6 protein-coding genes are annotated in these 7,799 nt (G+C 51.3%); all 6 read right to left on the bottom strand.

Annotation, left to right across the window (positions count from 1 at the left end; genetic code table 11):
- Positions 1 to 507 precede the first annotated feature (507 nt).
- A complete protein-coding gene (locus tag A1332_RS02055) occupies positions 508 to 831 on the bottom strand; it encodes a hypothetical protein (protein ID WP_064006916.1) in 324 nt (107 codons plus the stop codon).
- Positions 832 to 997: 166 nt separating this feature from the next.
- A complete protein-coding gene (locus A1332_RS02060) occupies positions 998 to 1,693 on the bottom strand; it encodes a rhomboid family intramembrane serine protease (protein ID WP_064006917.1) in 696 nt (231 codons plus the stop codon).
- Positions 1,694 to 1,735: 42 nt separating this feature from the next.
- Complete coding sequence (hrpA, locus tag A1332_RS02065; protein ID WP_064006918.1) at positions 1,736 to 5,629, bottom strand: ATP-dependent RNA helicase HrpA; 3,894 nt, start codon at positions 5,627 to 5,629, stop codon at positions 1,736 to 1,738.
- Between the two features lie 73 nt (positions 5,630 to 5,702).
- Positions 5,703 to 6,107 carry a HEPN domain-containing protein gene (locus A1332_RS02070; RefSeq protein ID WP_064006919.1) on the bottom strand — a complete coding sequence of 135 codons (405 nt, stop codon included), beginning with the start codon at positions 6,105 to 6,107 and terminating at the stop codon, positions 5,703 to 5,705.
- Positions 6,104 to 6,448 carry a nucleotidyltransferase family protein gene (locus A1332_RS02075; protein ID WP_064006920.1) on the bottom strand — a complete coding sequence of 115 codons (345 nt, stop codon included), beginning with the start codon at positions 6,446 to 6,448 and terminating at the stop codon, positions 6,104 to 6,106. Before A1332_RS02075 ends, A1332_RS02070 begins: the two co-directional genes overlap by 4 nt.
- Before the next feature lie 584 nt (positions 6,449 to 7,032).
- On the bottom strand, positions 7,033 to 7,799 hold a 767-nt coding region (locus A1332_RS02080), incomplete at its 5' end, for a tetratricopeptide repeat protein (RefSeq protein WP_157203922.1).

Here is a 7,799-nt window from a genome sequence, read left to right on the forward strand (position 1 = left end):
TCTTCCCCTTGCTTTACACATACTTACTTGATTATTTAACAAATTTATTTACGTTAAAAGATAAGCAAAAAACATACACAGAGAACACAAGCTTATGTACTTAAAAGACTTTTAATTGCCGCAGACTAGATCAAGCAAAAGCCGAACGGTGATTTGTAAATTTTCTCGACTTAGCGATTTATGCTAACCATCGAATTTATCGATACAACAGCTATTTACCATTCTAATTTGACGAATTTGAGCGGCTAATATATTGAAATCGAAAAAATCAACTGAGCCAGTTTGTTTGCTTGCAGAACAGGCCACTGTAAAAAATTTCGACAGCTGATAAAAGCCTGGTGTCTAGCCGGCTACAAGGGAATTTACCGGAGCGAATGCCATTTTTCAAGCCGCCTGACCGCGCCCCCATTTGGGAGAATATTCGGAAAAATAATTGACCTTGAACCAAACCAACAGGCACAAAAAAAGGGGCTAACAAGCCCCTTTTTTACGATTGCGTTAAGCAATCTATTTAACGGCTTCAGCAATTTTGTTAAACGCTTCAACCCGCTGTTTGCCGGTGTTGGCTAAATCGATGCCGTTCTCGACAATCATTTGAATCAAACCTGGAGTGCTGTAGACGATTTTACCCATGTAAGCAACCACAGGCACTGCGACAATTGCGCCAAACAGCGTGCCGATGCCGATCATGTGCAGCATTTTAGTAATCAGTACCACGATATCCAGCGGTAACAGAATCAAAGTACCGAAGTATAAAAGTACGATGAATGTAAACAGCGCGAACACTACAAACTGCAGCAGTCTTACCAATGCGACATTAAGGTTTTTCATGTTTATTTGTCTCGAATGAATGAAGAATCTTTTGCAAACACAGGCAACGGCCTTGATTTTCGTTGCCTTTTTAGCCGTTAGCCAACTGCTGGCATTATAAAATAAAAGCCCTACTGTTTCTTGCTTTTTTGCCTGTCAAATGCGGCTTGGGCAAGTAAGCATCAGGCTAGAATTGATATTCTTCGCGTTTCTTCTCGATAAAAAACGGATGTAACAACGCGCCGGCGACGAAACCACCCAGATGCGCCCACCATGCCGAATCGACAGCAACATTATCTAAAAAAGTGGCGGTAAATATATCCCCAATCTGGATGATCACCCAAAACCCAAGAAAAGCTATCGCCGGCACATGGAAAAACAGCGGGTAAAACAGAATAGGCACCAGTATCACCACCGTGGCCTGCGGGAAACGAAAGAAGTACGCGCCCAACACACCGGCGATAGCCCCGGATGCGCCCACTACCGGCACCGCCATCTTTGGGTAGAAATACCACTGTGCATAGGTTGCCAACAGTCCGCACAATACATAAAACACCACAAAGCGTTTATGTCCCATCAAATCTTCGATGTTGTCCGCGAAGATCCATAAAAACACCATATTCATCAGTAAATGGCCGAAGCCGCCGTGCAAGAATAGACTGGTAAAAAACGATAAGTAATAATCCGGCGGCAAGCCGAAGCTATACGCCCAATCGGGATTGGAATAGCGAATCGGCACCATGCCGTACATGTAGACAAAGTGCTGGCCCATCTCGTCCGGCATAAACAGCATCACCACATACACCGCAATGCAGATAGCCATGATACCCCAGGTCACATAAGGCTTGGTAAGGCACGGTATCGAATCTCGAATGGGTATCATCTTAGGCTTCCTAAAGTAGTGGGCACATGAATCAGAGGCTAATTAAAACTTTTCGTTCCAAGTCTTCTCAAGCCGTTGCACCGAAACCGGAAAAGCCGTTTTCAGTTGCTGGGCAAACAAGGACACCCGCAATTCCTCCAAACTCCAGCGGAAGGTATCGCGCTCGGGCATTGGTACCACAGTCTTCATTTGCTTTTCGACATGCTGCCAAAAGCGTTGAGACAGTCTGTGCAAACCTTGGATATCCGCCGAATCGGGCTTTTGTTTATCCAAGCGACATTCCATGGCTTTCAAGTACCGCGGAATTGCTTGCACCTGCGCCAACGGCGTGTACCGCAAAAAACCGCTAAATAGCAGCAGGCTTAATTGTCTTTCCAGATCCTCTCGCAAACTCGCGCTGACGCCAGGCTGTTTTAATCGCTGTCTGACCGTTTGGTAGTTTGCCATGATTTCCGTGACATGCTTGCCCACCTGATTCCCGACCGTGACCAACATCGATTTTTTCGCCGCCAACGCCGCTTCGAACTGCTGCTGGCTGCGGATTGTGTTATCCACCACGAACACGCTACTAAAAACCAAGAATAGTAGATCTTCCTTGAAATCGCCGCCCGGCCGTTCCTTCAACAAAGGATGTTTGGGCAATTGGTTGTACGCCAATTGCAAAGTAGCCTGCACACCGCTGTTTTTTAACAAATACTGTGCGTCCTTTCGGCATTGCAATTGAAACAACTTGGTCAAACCGTCGAAATGCGCCAGCTCGGCCTTTTGCTGGGTATCGAGTATCCTCACCCCCACTGTGTCGCCTTCATCGACAATCGCCGGAAAACCGATAAAGGTCTGACCTTTTTGCATGAACTGCCAGGTCTCCGGCAAGTCATCAAACGCCCAGGCAATACATCCGGTGTGGTTCATCTCTTCCTGCGCCAGCTTATCGAAACTGTCGCCGGCCTTCGTCGCATAGTGTGCTTGCAATTTGGCCAGATTGCGGCCATAACCCAAGGCCCGACCATGATCATCGACGATGCGAAAATTCATTTTTAAATGATCCGGCAAGGCATCAGGCTGCCATTCGTTCAGCGGTATCGATTCGCCGGTCAATTTGCGCAAACGGCCACTCAACCACTCGAACAGAGAGCCCTTAAAATCCGGCTCTATTTCCAGACAAGCTTTGGCGGTGTTCGGCACCGGCACGAAATGTTTACGCAGATGCTTGGGCAGCGACTTGATCAATGCGGTGACTTTTTCTTCCAGCATGCCCGGCACCAGCCAATCGAACGGCGCTTGGCGGATTTGATTGAGCTGATGCACCGGCACGATGGCCGTCACGCCGTCCTCATCGTGCCCCGGCTCGAAGCGGTAATGCAGTTCGATCGTCAAATCGCCGATTTTTTTGCTGTCCGGAAAATCCCAATCGTTAATCTGATTGTCGTCGCTGCGCGTCAGATCGGCCTTGGTTAAAAACAGGATTTTCGGATTATCGCGTTCAACCTGCTTGCGCCATTGATCGAGGGTAATGCCGCTGACCACCTCGGCCGGCAACTTTTTATCGTAAAACTGATACAGCCATTCCTCGTCTTCCACCAAATCGACGCGGCGTCCCTTGTGCTGAATGTAGCCCACCTCTTCCAGCAAGGCCTCGTTGGCCTTAAAAAACGGCGCGTTGCTGTGATAATCGTGATTAACCAGCGCATGGCGGATAAACATTTCCCGCGCGGCTTTGGGATCGACGTTTTCGTAAGGCACTTTGCGCTTGGCCTGCAAGGTCAAACCGTATAACAGCGTGCGCTCGTAAACGCCGCTGCGGCCGGCGTTTTTTTCCCAATGCGGGTCATAGTAATTGCGTTTGACCAAGTGCTGCGCGGCAGCTTCTATCCATTCCGGCTCGATTCTGGCCACGGTGCGCGCGTAAACCTTACTGGTTTCCACTTGCTCGGCGGCCATAATCCATTTCGGCTTTAATTTGTGCTGACCGGAACCGGGAAAGATGAAAAACTTTAGTCCACGCGCCCCCAGATATTCGTATTGCTCATGCCTGAAGCCAATATTGGACAGCAAACCCGGCAACAGCGCGCAATGAACCTGCTCGTAGTTGGCCGGATTGTCGTTGGACTTTAACTTCAATTCACCGCGCGCCACCTGCATGATTTGCGCATGGATGTCGTACCACTCGCGCATGCGAATATAAGACAAGAAATTATCCTGGCAATATTTGCGCAGCTTGTTATTGGTTAAATGCTTTTTCTGCGCCTCAAAGGTATTCCACAGATTCAACAGTGTCAGAAAATCGGATTCCTCGGCCTTGAACTGCGCGTGCTTGGCCTCGGCTTGCGGCATTTTGTCGGCCGGTTTATCGCGCGGATCTTGAATGCTCAAGGCTGAGACGATGATCGCCACTTCAGTCAACGATGCCAATTCCGCCGCCGACAACAACATCCGCGCCAGCTTGGGATCGGTCGGAATCTTCGCCAATTGCCGGCCGGTATCGGTGAGCTGGCCGGCCTTGTCCAGCGCATCCACTTCAAACAACGCATTCTTGCCGTCGCGGATCATCTTGTCGTCGGGTGGCTCGACGAACGGAAAATCCTCTATGTCGCCCAGCTTTAAGGCCGCCATCTGCAAAATCACCGACGACAGATTGGTTCGCAAGATTTCCGGTTCGGTAAATTCCGGGCGGGCCAGATAATCCTCTTTCGAATACAGCCGGATACAAATGCCCTCGGCCACCCGGCCGCAGCGCCCTGCCCTTTGGTTGGCGCTGGCTTGGGAGATACGCTCGATAGGCAAGCGCTGAATCTTGCTTTTATGACTGTAACGGCTGATGCGGGCATGACCGGAATCGATCACGCAGCGGATACCCGGCACGGTCAAGGACGTTTCGGCGACGTTGGTCGCCAGTACAATGCGCGGCTTGTTGCCGCTGGGTTTGAACACCCGCTCCTGCTCGCTGACGCTGAGTTTGGAATACAGCGGCAACACCTCGTAGCGGGCATTATTGTGCGACTTGCGCAATGACTCGGTGGTCTCGCGAATCTCGTGCTCTCCGCTCAAAAAAATCAGAATATCGCCGCGCATATCCCGATACAACTCGTCTACCGCATCCAGAATGGCTTGCTGCAAATCGGCGGACGTTTCGTCGTCTTCCTCAATCAGTTCGATGGGCCGGTAACGCACATCCACAGGATAGGTACGACCGGAAACATTCACAATCGGCGCATCGTTAAAATGCTTGGCAAAACGCTCCGGGTCGATGGTGGCGGAGGTAATCACTACTTTTAAATCGGGACGCTTCGGCAACAACCAGCGCAGATAGCCCATCAGAAAATCGATATTCAGGCTGCGCTCGTGGGCCTCGTCGATGATGATGGTGTCGTACTGATTTAAGTAAGGATCGTTCTGCGACTCCGCCAGCAGGATGCCGTCGGTCATCAGTTTGACGAGCGAATTGGGATGGGTCTGATCGTGGAACCGCACCTTGTAACCCACCGCCTGGCCAATGGGCTGGCCCAGTTCCTCGGCGATGCGGTCGGCAACGGTACGGGCGGCGATTCTTCTAGGCTGGGTGTGGCCAATCAAACCGGTTAAGCCACGACCAATTTCCAGACAAATCTTCGGCAACTGTGTGGTCTTGCCGGAACCGGTCTCGCCGCAGACGATGGTGACTTGATTATTGCGGATTAGCGCGGCAATCTCATCCTTCTTGCCGCTGACCGGCAAATCCGGGTAATTAATCACCGGTACCGACGCGCGACGCTGATTGCAGCGACCGTTTGAGCGCTCGATCTTGTCCGCCAGTTGCTGCAAGGCCCCGCTTACGTCCTTGCCCTTACTCGCCTCGCTGCGCAAGCGGTCCAGTTGCCGCTTCAAACCGTGGCGGTCGGTACCCATGCAGTTTTGGAGATTTTTGGCGAGTTGTTTGAGAGTGTCAGGAACAGACATGGGGATGGCGAATATCGTAAAAGCCCGGCATTATAAGGGCAGACGGGGCGGTTTTACATTTGACTTGCGAGAATTAACCTGACTTCTGACGATCAAGTTTTGCCACATACTCTTGCATACCGCGTACAAAACATTCGGCTTGCACGACGGCATCCGCAGCTTGTTGGAGATCAATCGCATCGCCGGTGTAATCCGCCAACAAACGAATTTCTTGGACGCGATTCAGTGACCGCCCAAGTTCTACCGCTATCAAGCCCGGCTTAACCAAATGCAAACTGAATAGCGTGATCAGGCCATTATGCGTGCGACAAGCCTCGTCAGGAATCATCCGGCCACTGATAGACAGAGCCGCTTGCGCGGATTCGAACATTGCATAATACGCCCGGTTGCAAGCACCCTCGCTGTCGCCGTCGGCCAGCAGCAAGTGCGCCGATGCCAAGGCTCGTTCGGCTTTTTGCAACCATTCGTGGGCATTCATAACCGCACACCGTCGCGTTTCACATTTTCCAATAAGCGCGGGTGCGTGGAGCTTTCCGGACAATCCCACTCGGATTGCCATATCGGCAAGGGCTGGATCAATACCCCGGTTTCCAGCAATACATCGTAAGCAATGTCCGCCAAAGCCAGCTTGGTTTCCAGGAATGGACCGGGCGCACCGGACAACAACACCGCCACATCGGTGTCGCTTTGCGCCTGATAATCGCCACGCGCCCGACTGCCGAACAACAGCGCTCCGACTAAGCGGAAGCGGCCAGCCGTTCGACCGATAAATAGCTGCGCAGCTGCTAGAGTGTTAGGGTCGATTGGACGTGGGGGCATAGGTAAAGGTAATGTTCTAGAAAACCAAGCCGTATCTTACTATCAGCCGACACCTGGCGAATCGGTATTTTTGCTTAATGTTGGCAATACACTCACCCCTAACGCAGACTCGCTGCTACGACCCGGTAAAATCACCAAGTTGGATCACGGCCCGGCGCATCTCCGCTACGCGCCTACCCAGCCTAGGGCCCTGAGTAGGCTATTGATGCGTCCGATTTCAGTATGATCGCCGACTTCAACAACGATCCCTGCGCCACTGATGTCAGTGTTTCCAGGGCTTGATGATGCCAATCTGATTTTTGAGGTTTCATTTGCTTTATCGTTGTCGCATTGCTGCGATTGAGCCGAACGTGCTTAATCCGGTGGCCAGGAAATTTCGTGTCGTAGCACGTATGAACCAACGCGGAATATGGGATCGAAGCAAAACCCAACCGGATTGCACGATATCAATCCGCGCCGGATTCCGAGTCGTCAAATCCCGGATTCCGCTTGCGCTCCATCCAGGCTACTTGCTTAACGGCATTGCCCTTGCCCGACGGGATTTTTATCTCGTTCGTAACGGTTTACTCGCTTGGATTGCCGACTTAAAACGTTGGGGACGGGTTTGCAAAAACAGTCTCGCTAAGGGCGACAAGTTTGTTCGAATTGGTTGACTGGGGCCATGAAAAGTCCAATCGCGCCGCCACGGTTTCCAGCCATTTCGGCAAGCGACCTTGGCGTTGCCGGATAAACTTTTGCCAGACATCCAGCCAATTTTGCTCAGGCAGTGCTTCGGCGTCGTATTGGCATAACCAAGCACAAACACATAAAAACTCGGCGCGATTGTTTTGCTGATCTGTCTTGGTCAGTTGCGGCCAGAGGGCGATGGATTGCTGAAATTGCTGAGCGGCATTTTGGCTTAAACAGCCGTGCACAAAACGCGCATAAAACAGACAGGCGGGTTGTTTGTGTGCGGCAATAAAATCCGGTAATTCAGCAATTTGTCTAAGCGCTAAGCTCACCGAAGCAGCCGGCAAACTTAGCCATTCAGCAAATAACCAATAACATTGAACAGTAAAGTGGTCGATGTTAAATCGTTGCGGAGTTTTCAGTGCCAAGCGTTCGTATATTGCCAGCGTCTGCCGGGCATAGCCTGCCGCCTCATCGTTTCGCCCTAAATCACTCAGGTGACTCGCATAGTTGTTCAGCGAACCGGCGTAATCCGGCTCAAACCGATCCGGTCTTTGTTGTGCCAGTCGTTCGCGAATTGCCAGCGCCTGCTGGGCATAGTCTGCCGCTTCATCGTTCCGGCCTAAATCACTCAGATGACTCGCATAGTTACTGAGTGACAGGGCGTAATCCGGCTCAAATC

The organism is Methylomonas methanica, assembly GCF_001644035.1.
GTDB classification, from domain to species: Bacteria; Pseudomonadota; Gammaproteobacteria; order Methylococcales; family Methylomonadaceae; genus Methylomonas; species Methylomonas methanica_A.